Annotated in this window: 20 protein-coding genes and 1 riboswitch; all 20 genes read left to right on the top strand. The window is 47.3% G+C overall.

Annotated elements, in window-relative coordinates:
• The first annotated feature begins 70 nt into the window (after positions 1-70).
• A complete protein-coding gene (locus MHB85_RS20075) occupies positions 71-313 on the top strand; it encodes a DUF4227 family protein (RefSeq protein WP_076215836.1) in 243 nt (80 codons plus the stop codon).
• A 75-nt stretch (positions 314-388) separates the two neighbouring features.
• A complete protein-coding gene (locus tag MHB85_RS20070; protein ID WP_091018094.1) occupies positions 389-1,279 on the top strand; it encodes a tyrosine recombinase in 891 nt (296 codons plus the stop codon).
• A gap of 129 nt (positions 1,280-1,408) precedes the next feature.
• Positions 1,409-2,233 (top strand): purine-nucleoside phosphorylase, encoded by an 825-nt coding sequence (locus tag MHB85_RS20065; protein ID WP_036607861.1) that lies wholly within the window; start codon positions 1,409-1,411, stop codon positions 2,231-2,233.
• 247 nt (positions 2,234-2,480) lie between these two features.
• Positions 2,481-3,656 carry a D-alanyl-D-alanine carboxypeptidase family protein gene (locus tag MHB85_RS20060; protein ID WP_341073561.1) on the top strand — a complete coding sequence of 392 codons (1,176 nt, stop codon included), beginning with the start codon at positions 2,481-2,483 and terminating at the stop codon, positions 3,654-3,656.
• A 143-nt stretch (positions 3,657-3,799) separates the two neighbouring features.
• Complete coding sequence (gene spoIIAA, locus MHB85_RS20055; protein ID WP_017687636.1) at positions 3,800-4,153, top strand: anti-sigma F factor antagonist; 354 nt, start codon at positions 3,800-3,802, stop codon at positions 4,151-4,153.
• On the top strand, positions 4,150-4,605 hold the full coding sequence (gene spoIIAB, locus MHB85_RS20050; RefSeq protein WP_036672324.1) for an anti-sigma F factor: 456 nt from the start codon (positions 4,150-4,152) through the stop codon (positions 4,603-4,605). The genes spoIIAA and spoIIAB overlap by 4 nt, the downstream gene beginning before the upstream one ends.
• A 14-nt stretch (positions 4,606-4,619) precedes the next feature.
• Positions 4,620-5,375, top strand: a complete 756-nt coding sequence (gene sigF, locus MHB85_RS20045) for an RNA polymerase sporulation sigma factor SigF (RefSeq protein WP_036607856.1) — start codon at positions 4,620-4,622, stop codon at positions 5,373-5,375.
• A 94-nt stretch (positions 5,376-5,469) separates the two neighbouring features.
• Positions 5,470-5,673 carry a hypothetical protein gene (locus MHB85_RS20040; protein WP_341073560.1) on the top strand — a complete coding sequence of 68 codons (204 nt, stop codon included), beginning with the start codon at positions 5,470-5,472 and terminating at the stop codon, positions 5,671-5,673.
• Positions 5,674-5,897: 224 nt separating this feature from the next.
• A complete protein-coding gene (locus MHB85_RS20035) occupies positions 5,898-6,554 on the top strand; it encodes a stage V sporulation protein AA (protein WP_341073559.1) in 657 nt (218 codons plus the stop codon).
• Positions 6,535-6,963, top strand: a complete 429-nt coding sequence (locus MHB85_RS20030; RefSeq protein ID WP_179198576.1) for a stage V sporulation protein AB — start codon at positions 6,535-6,537, stop codon at positions 6,961-6,963. Before MHB85_RS20035 ends, MHB85_RS20030 begins: the two co-directional genes overlap by 20 nt.
• A gap of 24 nt (positions 6,964-6,987) precedes the next feature.
• Positions 6,988-8,655 (top strand): spore germination protein, encoded by a 1,668-nt coding sequence (locus MHB85_RS20025; RefSeq protein WP_091018086.1) that lies wholly within the window; start codon positions 6,988-6,990, stop codon positions 8,653-8,655.
• A 104-nt stretch (positions 8,656-8,759) separates the two neighbouring features.
• Positions 8,760-10,091 (top strand): diaminopimelate decarboxylase, encoded by a 1,332-nt coding sequence (lysA, locus tag MHB85_RS20020; RefSeq protein ID WP_341073558.1) that lies wholly within the window; start codon positions 8,760-8,762, stop codon positions 10,089-10,091.
• A 246-nt stretch (positions 10,092-10,337) separates the two neighbouring features.
• Complete coding sequence (locus MHB85_RS20015; protein ID WP_017687646.1) at positions 10,338-10,769, top strand: peptidylprolyl isomerase; 432 nt, start codon at positions 10,338-10,340, stop codon at positions 10,767-10,769.
• Positions 10,770-10,881: 112 nt separating this feature from the next.
• Positions 10,882-12,189, top strand: a complete 1,308-nt coding sequence (locus tag MHB85_RS20010) for a hypothetical protein (protein WP_341074255.1) — start codon at positions 10,882-10,884, stop codon at positions 12,187-12,189.
• Positions 12,190-12,357: 168 nt separating this feature from the next.
• Positions 12,358-12,524, top strand: a riboswitch (FMN riboswitch).
• Between the two features lie 323 nt (positions 12,525-12,847).
• The gene (ribD, locus tag MHB85_RS20005; RefSeq protein WP_167483687.1) at positions 12,848-13,951 is read left to right on the top strand and encodes a bifunctional diaminohydroxyphosphoribosylaminopyrimidine deaminase/5-amino-6-(5-phosphoribosylamino)uracil reductase RibD; all 1,104 of its coding nucleotides are present in this window, start codon (positions 12,848-12,850) and stop codon (positions 13,949-13,951) included.
• A 22-nt stretch (positions 13,952-13,973) separates the two neighbouring features.
• Positions 13,974-14,642, top strand: a complete 669-nt coding sequence (ribE, locus tag MHB85_RS20000) for a riboflavin synthase (RefSeq protein WP_341073557.1) — start codon at positions 13,974-13,976, stop codon at positions 14,640-14,642.
• A gap of 32 nt (positions 14,643-14,674) precedes the next feature.
• Positions 14,675-15,907, top strand: a complete 1,233-nt coding sequence (locus tag MHB85_RS19995) for a bifunctional 3,4-dihydroxy-2-butanone-4-phosphate synthase/GTP cyclohydrolase II (RefSeq protein WP_341073555.1) — start codon at positions 14,675-14,677, stop codon at positions 15,905-15,907.
• A 102-nt stretch (positions 15,908-16,009) separates the two neighbouring features.
• Positions 16,010-16,477, top strand: coding sequence for a 6,7-dimethyl-8-ribityllumazine synthase (ribH, locus tag MHB85_RS19990; RefSeq protein WP_017687651.1), 468 nt, complete (start codon positions 16,010-16,012; stop codon positions 16,475-16,477).
• Positions 16,478-16,581: 104 nt separating this feature from the next.
• Positions 16,582-17,382 (top strand): segregation and condensation protein A, encoded by an 801-nt coding sequence (locus MHB85_RS19985; protein ID WP_076328266.1) that lies wholly within the window; start codon positions 16,582-16,584, stop codon positions 17,380-17,382.
• The gene (gene scpB, locus MHB85_RS19980; RefSeq protein ID WP_036672307.1) at positions 17,351-18,007 is read left to right on the top strand and encodes an SMC-Scp complex subunit ScpB; all 657 of its coding nucleotides are present in this window, start codon (positions 17,351-17,353) and stop codon (positions 18,005-18,007) included. Before MHB85_RS19985 ends, scpB begins: the two co-directional genes overlap by 32 nt.
• The last annotated feature ends 38 nt before the right edge of the window (positions 18,008-18,045 follow it).

Below are 18,045 nucleotides of genomic sequence, written 5' to 3'. Positions count from 1 at the left end.
TAAACCTCTGTTTATGGACATACCCTGATTCAAGGACAATACCGGATTCGAATCAGGAGGGGACGCGCCCATGATTATATCAGTGCGGAGAGGGCTCCGTTTTATTCGATTTATCATAGTTTTTGCCGCATTAGTTTATCTGTTCTATCATGTTCTGGATCTGTTTAATGGCTGGATCTCACCTGTGGATCAGTATCAGATGCCAACTGGCAATGCAATCAAAGTATTTCAGGAAACGGATTGGCCGGGTAATGGAGAAGGACGTCCTACGATGGCAGAGCGTCTCCGTTTGTTCTATTGGTACGGGGAGTAGCTTCAAACAGCCAGGGATGCAAATACGGGAGCAGTCTGCCAGAGCGGCAGATCTGTCAGTTGAGGAGCGTTGTACATGAAACAGACGATACATGCCTATGCCTTATACTTGGAAGATGATAAAGGGATGTCGAGCAGCACGCTTGAATCGTATCTCCGAGACGTGGACAAGTTCATTGAATTTGCAGATAAGGAATATGGCATACGCGAAGCCAATCAGGTCAGACGCACACATGTCGTCCTGTTTGCGGGTCAGCTCAAACAGGCAGGACGTGCCAATGCAACCATTGCCCGCAGCATCGTATCTCTGCGCTCCTACTTTCATTTTTTGATGCGGCGGGGTGATATTATACAGGACCCTACGTTTGATGTGGAAGCTCCCAAGGCGGACAAGACGCCACCACAGGTGTTAAGTATCCAGGAGATCGAACAACTGCTGACAGCGCCTGATATTCGTTCACCGCAGGGTGTAAGAGATCGAGCCATGCTTGAACTATTATATGCTACAGGCATTAGGGTCTCGGAACTGATTGCCCTTGACATTCGGGATGTACAGCCTGGCATGCGCTTTATACGATGCGGTGGGGCGGGCAAGGAACGTATCCTTCCCATCGGTGCACCAGCAGCACATTGGGCAAGTGTATATGTGGAGGAATTCCGCAATAAGTTGCTCAAAACCGATTCGGACGAGCAGGCACTATTCGTGAATGTATCTGGCAGACGTTTAACCCGACAGGGCTTCTGGAAGCTGCTCAAAAAAGCGGCGGTGGATGCGGGAATCTCGGAAGAAATTACGCCGCATACGCTGCGTCATTCCTTTGCGGCACACCTGATTGCCAATGGGGCGGATACACGTGCGGTTCAAGACATGCTGGGTCACGTGGAGCAGCCTGGACAACAATATGGCAATCATGGTCGCAAAACCATGAAAGAAATCTATGAAACCCATCATCCGAGGGCAAGATAGATTTTGACGCATGGCACTCACAAATAAATGCGGAACATTGGGCCGATTTAGGATAAAATAAAATGAATACATCCAAACGCCGTTATACATAAGACGGATCGTTTCAACTCAAGGAGGAACATACATCGCATGACAGCATTAAACCAACAAATGATTTCGGAAGCAGCATCTTATATTCAAAGCAAAAGCTCCATCAAGCCGGAAGTCGGTTTGATTTTGGGTTCGGGTCTTGGCGTACTGGCAGAACTGATTGAAGATGGCGTAAGTATCGCTTATCAGGATATTCCGCATTTTCCAGTGTCCACAGTAGAAGGACATGAAGGTGAACTATTGGTCGGAACCATTAAAGGTCGTCCAGTCGTGATGATGAAAGGCCGTTTCCATATGTACGAGGGATATGGTCCGGAATTGACGGCTTTCCCGGTACGGGTTATGAAAGAATTGGGTGTAAGTAGCCTGCTTGTAACCAATGCTGCAGGCGGTGTGAATACGTCGTATGAAGCTGGCGACTTGATGCTGATCTCTGATCACTTAAATCTCACAGGCAAAAATCCACTGATCGGACCAAATGACGCTGCACTGGGCGTGCGTTTCCCGGATCTGTCCGAAGCATATAGCCGCCGTTTGCGTGCGCTGGCGAAGGATACGGCCGCGTCACAAGGTTTTAACGTACGTGAAGGGGTTTACGCAGGTATGCTTGGTCCAAACTACGAGACACCGGCAGAGATCAGAATGCTGCGTACATTGGGCGCAGACGCAGTGGGCATGTCCACTGTATCTGAAGTGATCGTGGCACGCCACGCAGGCCTGGAAGTACTGGGTATTTCCTGTATCAGCAACATGGCTGCAGGAATTCTGGATCAGCCGCTTTCACATGATGAGGTGATGGAGACGACGGAACGTGTGCGTGAGTCGTTCCTGGCGCTGGTAGTGGCGGTTATTCCACAAATGTAAGCAAGATTTGAGTAGATAAGGTTACCTCTTTGGATGAGAAATCATCGGGGGTAACCTTTTTTTGTTGTGATGAACGTACGGTTACTCATTAGCTGAGTGCAGTGCGTTTTTTTGCTTTGACCACATTTTCAATAAAAGTTCGGGAAATCATTCTTTACATGGAATAATTTACTGGAAAAGGGCCGACAATGATTAGCAGTACATGCATGGAACATGCAGTAAGCAAGTCATTTGAGGAGGTAACCTTGTGAAGAAAAGAATAATGGCATCGTTCATGACCCTTTGTATCCTGCTGTCCCTTTTGGCATCAACGGCATTAGCTGAAGAAACATCGAAGGCAGCAGGAGGAACTGATCTGGCCCCGTCGGCGCGCTCTGCGATCTTAATGGATGCAGATACGGGGACCGTCATTTATGAGAAAAACAGTCATGATCAGCTGCCTCCGGCGAGCATTACAAAAATTATGACCATGCTGCTTACAATCGAAGCGATCGACTCAGGCAAGCTGAAGCTGACGGACAAAGTAAGAACGAGCGAATATGCAGCTTCCATGGGCGGTTCGCAGATCTTTCTGGAGCCAGGGGAAGAAATGACGGTTGACGATATGTTAAAAGGGATCGCAATGGCTTCGGGCAATGATGCCTCGGTAGCTATGGCTGAGAAGATCGCTGGCTCGGAAGAAGCCTTTGTACAGCTGATGAATGAGCGTGCGAAGGAACTTGGCATGAAAGATACTCATTTTGCCAACTGTAACGGTCTGCCGGTCGATAATCATTATTCGTCAGCCCACGACATTGCCGTCATGAGCCGTGAACTGCTGAAACATTCCGGAATTACGAAGTACACCGGTGCATATCAGGATTACCTTCGCAAAGATTCAGAAAAGCCATTCTGGCTGGTGAACACGAACAAGCTGGTTCGCTTTTATCAAGGGGCAGATGGTTTGAAAACAGGTTACACGTCCGAAGCGAAATTCTGCTTGTCCGCTACAGCGTCCAAGGACGGACTGCGTGTCGTTTCCGTGGTACTCGGTGAACCAAATACCAAAACACGGAACAGTGAGGTGTCTTCGATGTTTGACTATGCCTTTAGTCAATATACGATGAAGGCGCTCTACAAGGCAGGGGATCTGCTGGGTAGTCTGAAAATTGAAAAAGGTGAAGTTGCCGAGTTACCTCTGAATGCCACACAAAATTATAGTGTGCTGATGCGCAAAGGAGCCAAATCCAATGATATCCGGCATGAATTGCTGGTTGCCAAAGAATTGAAAGCTCCGATCAAGGCTGGGCAAAGCATAGGTAAACTGGTGGTGTATCAGGGCAATGACGTCATTAAGGAATTCGACATTCAGGCTCCACAGGACGTGAATAAAGCTGGCTGGTGGAAGCTGTTTAAGCGGACAACGTCTACCCTGTTTGATTAAAAGGCGAATTACGCGAGTTGTTCGCATCCTTCGAACATATTTTGTAGTTAAATAGGGGTTTTCTTCTAGTTTTGTCGGGGGGCAGGAAAAGCCTTTGGATACGTAGAAATCCTTGTTCAAGACAGGGAGGAGAGTGGGCAAACGTGAACTTGCATGTGGAAATGGAACACCATCGCGGGATTCTGATTGTACGATTATCCGGGGAGCTGGATCACCATACAGCTGACATGGTACGGATGCAGATGGATGAAGCCATCCAGCGGAGACAAAGCGAGCATCTCGTACTCAGCCTGAAAGATCTGCAATTTATGGACAGTTCGGGTCTGGGTGTCATTTTGGGAAGATACAAGCTCATTAAGAATAAAGGTGGCAAGATGGTGGTCTGTGACGTCAATTCGCCAGTGTACCGTTTGCTGGAAATGTCGGGTCTGTTCAAGATTATGCCGATATACGAAAATGAGGGAACTGCTCTCTCAGGTCTGGAGGTCGTCTCATGAATGAAGGAACAGGGACAAATTTCATGAATCTGCAATTCGCGGCCAAGTCAGAGAATGAGTCGTTTGCACGGGTAACCGTTGCTGCGTTTATCTCCCAGCTTGATCCAACGATGGACGAGCTCAGTGACCTGAAGACGGTCATTTCGGAAGCCGTGACCAACAGCATCATCCACGGATACAACAACAACTCCGAGGGTGTGGTGTCTATCCAGGCCGAGATTCGGGAAGACATGATCACAATTATTGTGGAAGACCGCGGTGAAGGAATTGAAGATCTTGAACTGGCCAAGCAGCCGTTATATACGTCCAAACCCGAACTTGAGCGGTCGGGCATGGGCTTCACCATTATGGAAAACTTTATGGATGAATTCGAAGTCAGCAGTGAGCCCGGCAGAGGCACCTCCATCAAGATGAAAAAAAGGATTGAATCCAAGAAAGCATTGTATAATTAGGGGTTGGTGTTCTTATGGATGCTGAAGTGAAACCATCTTCACAGACCTATTTGGACGATGCCGAGGTCAAACGGCTGATTGCGCTCAGTCAGTCGGGTGACCATGTCTCACGGGATACGCTGGTGAACTGCAACATCAGACTCGTCTGGTCCGTCGTACAGCGTTTTATGAACAGGGGATATGATCCGGAAGATCTGTTCCAGATTGGTTGTATCGGTCTGCTCAAGTCAGTGGACAAATTTGATCTCAGTTATGACGTGAAGTTCTCAACCTACGCGGTACCGATGATCATCGGAGAAATCCAGCGATTCCTTCGGGATGACGGTACCCTGAAGGTCAGTCGTTCACTGAAAGAGATGGCGAATAAAGTCCGCAAAAAAAGGGACGAACTGTCCAAACATCTGGATCGTTTACCGACGATTAAGGAAGTTGCCGCAGAGCTGGGGGTAACCCCCGAGGAAGTGGTATTTGCCCAGGAAGCGAACAAACCACCGACCTCCATCCATGAGACGGTATTTGAGAATGATGGTGATCCCATTACGTTAATGGATCAGATTGCCGACGAGTCTCAGGAACGTTGGTTTGACAAGCTGGCGCTGAACGAAGCCATCGGTGGTCTCAGTGAGCGGGAGCGGTTAATCGTTTATCTTCGGTATTACCGGGATCAGACCCAGTCCGAGGTTGCCAGCAGGCTGGGAATATCTCAGGTGCAGGTATCACGTCTGGAGAAAAAAATACTGCAATCCATCCGCGACCAGATCGCGCAGTGATTTCGTGGATTGCAACAACAATATTGGTGTATATACACCAATATACGACAACTAACAACCTTCTATCGCGCATTATGGCGAGGGAGGTTATTTGTTGTTAGAAAAACTTTATCCCTCCCTGCCTACTCCCCAACATATTTATTTCAAACTTTTGGAAACGGGAGGACGATGGGCAGCGGAGGGATGGAATCGGTCAAAAGGAGCGAAGCGTGAGGGCTCATCTAAGGATGCCAAGCAACGCAGGCGGCAGATTAAACCTGAAGAAGCGAAGCGTTCGCCTTTGTCTCCAAATTTCTAACACTGAGAAATCAATCAAAAGAATTTGGAGACAACAGCGATCAGAAGGTTGGTCTGCCGTCGGAGTGTCTGCGTGTATCCTCCCCCCCCCGAGCAACAGCGACCAATGACCGATCCATCCCGCAGCGCCACCACCCACCTCCTGATCTTTTTCCAACCCGTTTGTAATAAATTTGCACATTCTTCAAATACTAACCTAAATTACGCAGTAAAGGAGTGCTATGGATGTCCCAGACACCCACTCCAGTGGTCTACGTTCGTCTGCGCAGCCGTATTCGCATCCAGAGGGGCAGAGCAGTCCTGCTTGGAGATATTGCACATGTACTGACTTCTTCTGAAGACCAGGAGGGCAGGCTACTGGAGCTTGAACTGCTGCGCCCTGGACCGGAGGATGGCAATCTGATCCTCATTGATATATTGCAGATTATTCCCCAAATTCGGCACATCTTGCCGGAGGTAAGTGTGGAACTGATGGGATCAGGTCATACGTTGGTTGAAGTCATTGCGGGAAATGGTCAACCTTCCAAGTCCCTGTTCATTCTGGTTTGGCTGCTGCTGTTCTTTGGATCAGCCTTAACCATTATGAATTTTCATGCCGATGTGAACATGCAGGAAGTACAGATTCGAATTGTGGAGATGCTGACTGGGCATCGGGACGAACATCCCTATCTGTTTCAAGTGGCGTATTCCATTGGCATTGGATTCGGAATGGCAGTATTTTTTAATCATTTGTTCAAGAAAAAGTGGAATGAGGAACCTACCCCGCTGGAAGTAGAGATGTTCCTATACCAGCAAAATGTAGATAAATATGTGGTGATTGAAGAAAGCGAACGGATGCACGAGCAGGAACGCAGGGAGATGAATGCGGATGAGCGTTCTTAATGGGGCAATCAGCATTGTATTGGGTATTGCAGGGGGAATTGCCGTAGGAAGCGGCGTAATTGCGCTCATTCTGGTGCTTGATATGATTCCCAGGTTGGCTCAACTTACGCAATCGTATGACAAGACTCACTGGTACGAAGGGGCGCTAATAGGTGGTTCACTGGTCGGGACGGTGGCGGACTTCTGGCACTGGAAAATGCATGGGGTGCTGCTGCTCAGCCCGATTGTTGGTTTGTTCTGTGGCGTGTTCATCGGTCTGCTGGCCGCGGCCCTCACTGAGGTACTCAATGTACTGCCCGTACTAGCCAAACGATTGGGCATGAAACCTTATTTGTTTGGATTACTGCTCGCCATGATTTTGGGTAAAATGACAGGTTCCCTGTTTGATTTCTTTATATATCAACGGTAACTCGTGGCCATAGGAGGATGGAAGATGGATGAACGAACAGAGCACGCAGGCCAGGAAAATAGTGAAGGTATAACGGAAGAGATGTTACACAAGTCTGCTTATGAGATTCAGAAGGAAGAAGAGGAGAAAGCGTACAATAAGAAAAAACAAAATGAGATGTCCGACAGCATTGAGGAATCCGTACAATATTGGCAGGAAAACGATGATATCTCCCCACGTATGAGTGAAAATAAAAACACGCTCAAGCAAGTTCTCGGACTTGGGGAATCCTTTGACGTGGATATGAGAGAGATGGTGCTGGGTGGCAAACATGTGGGATTGCTTCTTTTAACGGGTTTCGCCAAAGATGAGATCCTACTGGAAGTATTAAAAAGGTTAACATACCTTACGCCTGATCAGGTATCCGAGCACGCACTAAAATCTTATTTCGACTCATACATTCCCCATATACAGGTGGAAAAAGTCGAGAAGATGAGTGCGGTCATCAACAAGGTCCTTACGGGTATGAGTGCATTGTTCGTTGAAGGGGATCGCTCGGTCCTGATTATGGATACCCGGAGTTACCCGGTACGTTCACCCGAAGAACCTTCATTGGAGAGGGTAGTCCGAGGTTCCAGAGACGGCTTTACCGAAACGCTCCTGACCAACGTAACATTAGTGCGTCGCAGAATACGCGACCCTGGACTAAAGTTTGAGATTATGCAGGTGGGGCGGAGAACACAAACGGACGTCTGCGTGGTGTACATTGATGATATTGTGGATAAAGTGCAGGTGGACTCAGTCCGTGAGAAAATTCAGCGGGTCGATATCGATGGTATTCCCGCCGCCGATAAACAACTGGAGGAAGCGATTATCAACAAAGGTTGGAATCCGTTCCCACTCGTCCGTTATTCGGAACGACCCGATGTTACAGCTGCTCATTTGCTGGAAGGACGAGTCGTCATTTTCGTAGATACATCCCCCAGTGTAATGATTCTGCCTACGACCTTCTTCGACCTGTGTGAACATGCGGAGGAGAACAGACAGACGGCACTGATGGGAACGTATCTACGTTGGGTGCGTTTTGCAGGGATTCTTATTTCACTGTTTCTGCTACCACTATGGCTTCTCATGGTTATTGAACCTTCGATTAAACCGATGGGACTCGACTTTATTGGTCCACAGGAAAATGTAAAGCTGCCGCTAATTCTACAGTTCCTCCTAATCGAACTTGGTGTCGATTTATTACGGATGGCAGCGGTTCATACGCCTACACCTCTCGCATCGGCCATGGGCCTGATCGCGGCAATTCTGGTCGGGGATATCGCCGTGAAAACAGGATATTTTGTAAATGAGGTTGTACTCTATATGGCGATCGCAGCCATTGGAATGTTTGCCACCCCGAGTTACGAGCTTGGACTTGCCAATAGGCTGGTCAGGTTGTTTCTGCTCATTGCAGTAGCGATATTCAAGGTTCCTGGATTGGTCGTGGGCAGTACACTGCTCATATTGGCACTCACCGTTCACCGATCGTACAATTCTTCGTATCTCTGGCCTTTTATACCGTTTAATGCAAAGGCCCTGGGCAACTTTCTATTCCGGCTACCCCTGCTGGAAAATAAAAAACGTCCATCATTTAACAAGACCCGTGATAACACCAAAATGTCCGATGATCCGGACGGTGAACTGCGAAAAAGTAAAAAACACAAATGATCTTCCGAAAAATCCATTCATCTCGCTGCCTAATTTGATATACTGGTGTAAAATCATTGGAATAGCAACTGTTCCAGTATACAAAAAAGTGAGGAATGCAGATTATGTATTTACATGGTACAAGTAAAATAAATGCGCAAGGGCATCTGGAGATTGGCGGAGTGGATGCAACAGATCTGAAAGAACAATTCGGAACTCCACTGTACGTTGTGGACGAGCAATTGGTTCGCGAGCGTTGCAGAGAGTACATGGAAGCATTCCGTGCTTCCGGATTGGGCTTCCAAGTGGCATACGCAAGTAAAGCATTCTGTGTAATGGCGATGTGTGCACTTGCAGCTGAAGAAGGACTTTCTCTGGATGTTGTATCTGATGGTGAACTGTTTACTGCACTGCAAGCAGGATTCCCGGCTGAGCGCATTCACTTCCACGGTAACAACAAAACGCTGGAAGAGATTAAAATGGCTCTTGATGCAGAGATTGGATGCTTTGTTGTTGATAACTTCAATGAATTGCATCTGTTGCAGGCTGTAGCAGCGGACAAAAATCGTAAAGTAAACATTTTGCTTCGTGTGACGCCTGGTGTTGAGGCCCATACGCATGAATATATTTCCACAGGTCAAACGGATTCCAAATTTGGATTCGATATCGGCAATGGTACAGCATTTGAAGCGATTGATTTGGCTTCCAAGCAGTCTAACCTGGTATTGCTCGGTGTGCATTCCCACATCGGTTCCCAGATCTTCGAAGTTGAAGGCTTCCAGATGGCTGTTCAACGTGTTGCTGAATTTGCAGCAAGTGTATATGAGCGTCTTAATGTTGCTTTCAAAGTGGTTAACCTTGGTGGTGGATTCGGAATCCGTTATATCGATGGAGATACGCCACTTGAAGTTGCACAATATGTGAAGGCTATTACAGATGCCGTTAAAAATCATTTTGCTCAAATCGGCTATGCCGTACCTGAGATCTGGGTTGAACCAGGCCGCAGCATCGTGGGTGAAGCGGGAACAACGCTGTATACCGTTGGAACAAGCAAAGACATTCCAGGCGTGCGTAAATACGTTGCCGTTGATGGTGGTATGACCGATAACCCGCGTCCTGCTTTGTATGAGTCCAAGTACGAAGCTGTGTTAGCCAACCGTGCGAATGAGGCTGCTCAGGAAACGGTATCTGTTGCGGGTAAATGCTGCGAGAGTGGCGATATGTTGATCTGGGATCTGGACCTGCCAAAAGTGGAAAGTGGCGACCTGCTCGCTGTAGCTTGCACAGGCGCGTATAACTACTCCATGGCGAGCAACTACAACCGGATTCGTCGTCCGGCCGTTGTATTTGTCAAAGACGGTCAAGGAGATGTCGTGGTACGCCGTGAGACGTATCAGGATATCATCCAGAATGACCTGGTACCAGCACGCATTGGAAAACAACCAGTTACTCGCTAATTCGTCAAAAGATAATGCGATTCTGCATTATTCAAGATAGCAATCTTAAAGTTGAAGCAGATGAAAAGGGAACTTCCTTTTTTGTCTGCTTTTTGCGTATTTGAGCTAAATCATGAAAAAAGTTGCCGTTTTTTTTGCGATCCAGACATTTTCGGTGTACACTAAGAAAAGTGCTGTAATGCTTGACCCAGGGTCATGCGTTCTGGCACCATTAACGATGGTCAATACGAAAGGAGTCATTTACATATGGCGAAACAAGCGAAAATTAAATTGGCAAACGGCGGAGAAGTTCTGATCGATCTGTTCGATCAAGAAGCTCCAAACACAGTAGCAAACTTTGAGAAACTGGCTAACTCCGGTTTCTACAATGGTCTTACATTCCACCGCGTGATCCCGGGCTTTGTAGCTCAAGGCGGATGCCCTAACGGTAGCGGTGCAGGTGGCCCAGGTTACACAATCAACTGTGAAATTAACCCGAACAAACATGAGCGCGGAACACTGGCTATGGCACATGCTGGCCGTAACACAGGTGGAAGCCAGTTCTACATCTGCTACCAACCGCAACCACATTTGGATGGACAACATACTGTATTTGGTAAAGTAACTAAAGGTATGGAGTTCGTGGACGCTTTAGAAGGTAAAGACAAAATGGAAACTGTTGAAGTTGTAGAAGCTTAATACCTTCACCTTAACTGGATCCAAACATGAAGTGCTTCTTTTATAGAAGCACTTTTTTTATTTTTTACATATTTGAAATCGTTGATTAGAAAGGATGAATAAAACCTTGGATATGGTTACTCAGCTATTTTTGTTAAAACAAATTTATAGTGAGCGCACGTTGTGGGATGAAGAACTTCAGGCATCGCGGCATTTCGTTCCGGATAGTCTATCCGTAAAGGATCGAGAAGCGCTTGAGGCAGCCGGGCGTGAACCGAATCGATTTGTACGTCCGCAACATGATGAAACGATTGCTGAGCTGAAAAAAGTTGCAAATCAATGGACGATCAATGATGCAGCGCAGGCTTTTGTATCCTCTTTGTGGTCCGCACCCATGATCTGGCGCTCGTTGCTTACGGGCAAGCTTATTGCGAGCAGTATGCCAAGCCATGAACATACGCCATATCCATCTTCGAACACTTGCAAGATTTGCGGATTAAGTGCAGATCAAGCAACCGACACGACGCTGCAATGGTATTGGCGGATGACCAATGGAACCCCATTGGATGGTGATCCTTTTGGATATGTGTTGGCACTTCGAGAGCTGACTGCCGCGCAGGAACTTCCAATAGCCAATGATTACGACCGCTGGACATTCCGTGCGGTGTTAACGGTGCTGCGCGAATTACCTCCCAAAACTCGTTACAGCAAGGCAGCAGTAGCACTCAAGAAGGAACGTCTTTTGCCTACACAGAAGGAATATGCGTACCGTGATTTGCTTGAGACGTTAGCTCTGATTGGCATATTGGATACGCTGGAACATCCTGGAATGATAACGGAATTCACTTCTTACATGCAACGTGACGCACGCCCCAATGTTCGGGTTGAAGTTCAGGCTCCTCTGGCGTGGTGGGACTCATCTGTCGGAATTAATGAGAACAACCTGAACAAGATATTTCATGATTTTGATCTAAATAATATATCTCTTGCGGATAAGCCTGATGAGAGTCCAGCTGTAAAGGACACGATCTTAGGGGCATTGGAGAAGAAGAGAAGTGTTCGTGGAAAAGTACCAAAGGCATCTCCTGATGCAGGTACCGGGGAGGTACAGTCTGGAGATGTGTATGCTGTTCGGGTCCGGGAAGGTGTATGGGTGACGGTGTATTGTCATGAAGTCAGAGACAAGCGTGTCATCGTTGAATATTTGGATGGAGTCTTTCCAGAGATGCCGGGAAAAACAGATTTGCATGGGACGTTTCGACCGAGAGCGAATGGACGCTGGAAATGCTCGGCTATTGCGATCGATTCCACAAGTTGGGTCAGAAGGGTGGCAAGAGAGTTCCCGCTTCCGACTTCGCCCCTGCAAGAACCTGACCGTATTCCCTTTCATAATGCCAAAGAATTAAAGCATATGGCGAGCTGGTGTTTTCCTGATATGTAGAATGATACGATTGATATGAAATGGGCCTCCAAGCCAAAACCGTGCCTCCTTGAGAGGAAGCGGTTTTTTGTTGTTTCTTAGCTTATTAAAAGTTAGTATGTGACAAAAAGGAACAAAAAACAATTGATTTTTTGGCATTAAAGTGCTAACATCCAAGTAATAACGAAAGCAATCCTTCAGGGCAGGGTGCGATTCCCTACCGGCGGTGATGCAGGAATTGTAAGGACACATGTCCAGCACTTCATGCAAAGTCCGTGACCTGTCTGCCCTTGGCAGATGGCTGATCTGGTGTAATTCCAGAACCGACAGTATAGTCTGGATGGGAGAAGGAGAGGTGCAGACCTAACAGGTTTGCATTCAGCAGGAGTATTGCTGCACAGTCACGATTTGTAATGTCTTGCACTGTGCAGGGAAGATCCGGTTACGCCGGACAGTTCCATACATATGCCGCACTATAAAAGCTCTTTACCTGTAATTGATGTTCATTAAGGTATGTGTCTATTTTCACTTGCCCGAAATGAGGTTTTGGGCAAAGTGTTGGCGTGCTGTATCCATTTCACTCCTGCTGGTGACATTTGTCTCTCATCATCCCCATCGAACTGATTGTTCGACGGGGATTTTTTAATAAACAAGACTTTAAACCGCGGGGTGAACGGATTTGGAAATGATCAATGATGAATTTTATATGGCACTGGCATTGGATATGGCGGAACGAGCACAGGGACAGACGGGGATCAATCCGGTCGTTGGATGTGTAGTTGTGAAAGAGGGTCGTATTGTAGGCCTGGGGAGCCATCTGAAACGTGGAACCGGGCATGCAGAGGTGCATGCACTTAACATGGCAGGCAGTGATGCAGAAGGAAGTACGGTATACGTTACACTTGAGCCTTGTAGTCATTATGGCAAGACGCCACCTTGTAGTGAACGCCTGATTCATGAAAAGGTGAAACGTGTTGTGGTATGTTGTGAAGATCCAAATCCGCAAGTATCCGGCAGGGGCATAAGCATGCTTCGTCAACAAGGCATTGAAGTTGAAGTTGGCGTACTGCGTGAGCGTGGAAGACGCATGAATGAAAAATTCATTAAATTTATTACAACAGGTCTACCTTTTGTGACACTGAAGACGGCTACTACTTTGGATGGCAAAATTGCTACTCGCAGCGGAGACAGCAAGTGGATCTCTAACGAGCCCGCTCGTGAGATTGTGCATGCCCTTCGTCATCGTCACCAGGGAATTATGGTTGGTGTCGACACAGTGATTGCCGATAATCCGGAACTTACTACCCGTTTGCAAGTCGAAGGCATTAGTCCAGTGCGCATTGTGGTGGATTCCAAGTTACGTCTTCCCGTAGGTGCCAAAATGGTTAAGGATGGTCTTGCTCCAACATGGGTGCTGACAACAGACGAAGCCAGTCCTGAAGCTGCTGAACGTTTGGAAGCCTACGGCGTCGAAATTATACGCTGTGGTCCTGGACCACGTGTGGATCTGTTAAACGGACTTAGCAAGTTGGGTGAGCGTGAGATTGGTTCGATTTTGCTTGAAGGTGGAGGCACCTTGAATGGAGCCATGCTGGAGGCACGGTTGGTCGATCGACTGCTCATGTTTATCGCTCCGAAGATTGTAGGCGGTTATGATACACCTGGTAGCTTCCGCTTCGAGGGTGTGGAACGTATGAATCAGGCGATTCAATTGAATCAGTTGGAGATCGAACAAGTTGGAGATAATATCAGCATTGGCGGTATTCCGGTGTGGCCTGAATAAATAAAACAGGGGAGGCGGCAGCATGTTTACCGGTTTGGTGGAAGAAGTCGGTCAGATCCGGCGTATTGGTCGGAAAGGCGAAGCGATGGTCCTGAATATCGGAGCTTCCGCCATCATGGACGATCTGAAGATTGGTGATAGTGTAGCAGTGAACGGCGTGTGCTTAACTGCGACAACACTCGAAGGTGGAGGTTTTACCGCCGATGTAATGCCTGAAACCTATCGTCATACCAATCTCAGTCAGCTGCAATCTGGCAGTAAAGTTAATCTGGAGCGGGCCATGCAATCCGGCGGTCGTTTTGGCGGACATATCGTTCAGGGCCATGTCGATGGTACTGGAGTGATTGGCAGTATAACACGTGATCAGAATGCGATTGTGTTTGAGATCAAGCCTGATGATCACCATTTGTTCAAATATCTGATCCCCAAAGGATCGGTTACACTGGATGGCATTAGCTTGACCGTTGTCCATACATCGGATACCGCATTCACGGTTTCCATTATCCCGCATACCATTGGTGAAACTGTACTAAATGTGAAAAAGACAGGGGATACCATTAATATCGAATGCGATATTTTGGGCAAATATGTGGATCATCTGCTCCAGTATGGGAGAGGGCATCGGGAGACGGGTACTGGCAAGCCGCGCAGTATCAGTGAAGATTTTCTCGCCAATCACGGATTTGCATAAATAGAGAACAGAAATTAACTGGAGGTGGACTAATGTCAGAACAATCCATTCTGGACACAATAGAAGAAGCCATATATGACCTCATGCGTGGCAAACCCGTCATTGTTGTGGATGATGAAGATCGGGAGAATGAAGGCGATTTTATCGCTTTGGCTGAAAAGGCGACACCTGAAGTCATTAATTTCATGATTACTGAAGGTAGAGGTCTGGTCTGTGTTCCGATTACACAACAACGTGCGGACGAACTTAACCTGAAACCGATGGTTCAACAAAATACGGATTTCCATGGAACAGCCTTCACCGTCTCTGTGGATCACAAAGATACGACAACAGGCATCTCGGCACATGAACGCTCTATTACCGTGAAAGGTCTGATTGATCCTGAGGCGAAAGCCGGGGACTTCCGTAAGCCTGGTCACATGTTCCCGCTCATTGCAAAAGACGGCGGTGTACTTCGTCGTGCCGGGCACACAGAAGCAGCAGTAGATTTGGCTATTATGTGTGGTTCATATCCCGCTGGCGTTATCTGTGAAGTAATTAAGGAAGATGGCACAATGGCCAGACTTCCGGATCTGCAGGAGATTGCCCGCAAACATGATCTGAAGCTGATCAGTATTCAGGACATGATTCGTTACCGTAATGAAAAAGAGCAGCTGGTTCAACGTGAAGTGGCTGTGCGTATGCCAACGGACTTTGGTGAGTTTCAAGCGGTGGCTTATACAAACGCTGTGGATAATAAGGAACATGTGGCTCTGGTTAAAGGTGAGATTGATGGTTCCAAACCCGTACTTGTACGTGTACACTCTGAATGTTTGACAGGTGATGTATTCCATTCGCATCGTTGTGACTGTGGTCCGCAGTTTGATGCGGCAATCAAACAGATTCATGAGGAAGGCAATGGTGTACTGCTTTATATGAGACAGGAAGGTCGGGGTATTGGCCTGATCAACAAACTCAAAGCCTATAAGCTGCAAGAGGAAGGTATGGATACTGTTGATGCAAACCTGAGTTTGGGTTTTGCTGCTGACTTGCGTGATTACGGAATTGGCGCTCAAATACTGAAAGACCTTGGGGTTCGTCAGATCAGATTGCTAACTAACAATCCTCGTAAAATTAAAGGTCTTGAAGGATATGGACTTGAAGTCGTAGAGCGTGTTGCGATCCAGATGGAAGAGAACGAGGACAATACGGTGTATCTTCATACGAAGCAAGCCAAGCTGGGACATATGCTCAAGTTTGATGATATCGAGCAGAACGAACAGTAAATATATTTTAGATGAACAACGTTCACCATGTAATTTATGGAAGAGATTACTTAGGGATTTCCGTTACTTACATTACATTATACCGTTAGGGAGATGACTTGAATGCCACAATTTTTCGAAGGACATTTAGTATCAGAAGGATCCAGATATGGAGTTGTCGTTGGACGTTTCAACGAATTCATTACCAGTAAATTGCTTAGCGCAGCTCTCGATGCATTCAAACGTCACGGCGTGCAGGATGATGAAGTGGATGTAGCCTGGGTTCCAGGTGCGTTCGAAATCCCTTTGATTGCGCAGAAAATGGCGGAGAGTGGCAAGTATGATGCGGTGATTACATTGGGAACTGTCATTCGTGGATCCACTACGCATTACGATTATGTATGCAACGAGATGGCTAAAGGGGTAGCGGCAATTAACCTGAAAACGGGCGTGCCTACGATCTTTGGACTGGTTACAACAGAAAATATTGAACAAGCGATTGAACGTGCCGGAACCAAGGCGGGTAACAAAGGTTGGGATGCAGCTACGGCGGCAATTGAGATGGCAAACTTGACGAAACAGCTAAAATAGTGCTTATTTAATAGTAGTGCCCTGCTTTGCGCAGACGAACACGGGAAACCGGATTCGGACGGCTTGGCAGGGTTTTGTATTTTTCTGGCGGGAGGATTCGTCTAGTGACGGTAGTTACATACAAACTGGAGACTTTTGAAGGGCCTTTGGATCTGCTGCTTCATCTGATTGATAAGGCTGAAATTCATATCCAGGATATTCCCATCAGCGATATTACCGATCAATACATGGCGTATCTGCATTCAATGCAGGAACTGGAACTGGATATTACGAGTGAATTTCTGGTCATGGCAGCAACATTGCTGTCGATCAAGAGCAAACTTTTACTGCCCAAACCACCGGTAATTGAGGACTTTGAGGATTATGATTTTATGGAAGAAGAAGATTATGATCCACGTGCAGAGTTGATTGCACGTCTGATAGAATATCGCAAGTACAAGGGAATTGCGCGTCATCTTCATGAACGGGAGTGGGAACGCAGCCTTATATTTTCCAAAGAGCCCGAGGATCTGCGCCCCTATATGCCCGTAGAAGCCCAATCGAACCCGGTTGAGGGTTTACACACCTCTGACCTGATTGCAGCCTTTCAGAAGGCGCTACGCAAGGCTGAGAAGCGCACAACTGTAACCCGAATCAAACGGGATGAGATTTCGGTTAAGGATCGGATACGGGATGTCATCGGCGCTTTGGAAAGTATGGGGCCGGGAGGCAGACTGTTATTCTCCAAATTGATGGATGAGCATATCTATCGCCATGAGATTGTTGTCACTTTTCTGGCGGTGCTGGAACTGATGAAGATGAAGCAGATTGTCTGTTATCAGGAACGGATGTTTGAGGATATCGTTATGGAGTGGAGAGGGGAAACAAAGAATCATGGATTTTCCGAAATTGAAATCGATTATTGAAGGCCTGCTGTTTTTGTCCGGAGAAGAAGGTCTGAGTATCAAACAAATCGCCGAGATCGTCGACCAGCGAGTGGAGCTTGTAACGGACGCGATTGAGGAGATGATTCATGAATTTTCACAGCAGGGCCGAGGTGTACAGATTCTCAAGATCGCTGGTGTAGTTCAGTTGGGCACCTTGCCTGACCACGCTGTATATTTCGAGAAACTGGCATACTCTCCCGCACGCACGTCCTTATCCCAGGCGGCTCTGGAGACGCTGGCCATTGTGGCGTATCGTCAGCCGATTACACGGGTAGAGATTGAGGAAATCCGCGGTGTAAAATCGGAGCGGGCCATCCATACGCTTGTGAATAAGGATCTGATCATTGAAGTGGGACGAGCCGAGGCCATCGGACGACCAATTCTGTATGGAACGACCAAGTCATTCCTGGATTATTTCGGACTGGCTTCAATTAAAGACCTCCCGGAACCAGGCTTGTTCGAAGATTCGGAAAACCTGGAAGAAGAGACACAACTGTTATTCAACAAACTGGATTTGCAACAACTGGAACCGGAAAGTGCTGATCCGGCGGATGACCTAAGTCATATCGACAACGAAGACGATAATACGGATTCTTCACTCTAATTTGCTAGCTCATACTAACCGACACCCATCAGTGGAGT

Source organism: Paenibacillus sp. FSL K6-4396 (assembly GCF_038002525.1).
GTDB lineage: Bacteria > Bacillota > Bacilli > Paenibacillales > Paenibacillaceae > Paenibacillus > Paenibacillus amylolyticus_B.
The sequence above is the reverse complement of the archived record's forward strand: the minus strand, read 5'-3'. Positions and strand labels throughout refer to the sequence as shown.